The sequence below is a fragment of the Roseospira navarrensis genome, from assembly GCF_009601025.1.
GTDB lineage: Bacteria > Pseudomonadota > Alphaproteobacteria > Rhodospirillales > Rhodospirillaceae > Rhodospira > Rhodospira navarrensis.
The window spans coordinates 1-534 of sequence record NZ_WIVE01000179.1; the positions used below are offsets into that span (position 1 = coordinate 1).

General features: G+C 70.2%; 1 protein-coding gene. It reads left to right on the top strand.

The features are described from left to right. Positions 1-534 (top strand): IS256 family transposase (locus GHC57_RS19185; protein WP_211369263.1); only part of this gene is annotated, 534 nt, incomplete at both ends.

The following is a 534-nucleotide window of genomic DNA, read 5'->3' on the forward strand; positions in this document are numbered from 1 at the left end:
ACCGTCACCGTGGCCGTTCCCAAGAGCCGGGGCTGCGACGAGCCGTTCTTTCCGCAGTCCCTGGAACGGGGGCGACGCTCCTCGCGCGCCATCATGCTGGCGATCGCCGAGATGTACGTCCAGGGCGTTTCCACCCGCGACGCCGCCAAGGTGATGAAGGAATTCGGGCTGGAAAGCCTGTCCTCGACCCAGGTCAGCCGCGCCGCCGCCCTGCTGGACGACGAACTGGACGCCTGGCGCACACGCCGGCTCGACCCGGTGACATACCTGATCCTCGATGCCCGGTATGAGAAGGTGCGCGATGGCGGCATCGTCCGGGACGCCGCCATCCTGTCCGCCATCGGCGTCGGCCCTGACGGCCGGCGGCGTCTTCTGGGCGTGTCGGCCGCGCTGTCCGAGGCCGAGGTCCACTGGCGCGATTTCCTGAACGACCTCGTGGACCGCGGCCTGCGCGGCGTCGAATTCATTGTCAGCGACGACCATGCCGGCCTGCGGGCGGCGCGCCGGGCCGTCCTGTCCGGCGCCACATGGCAG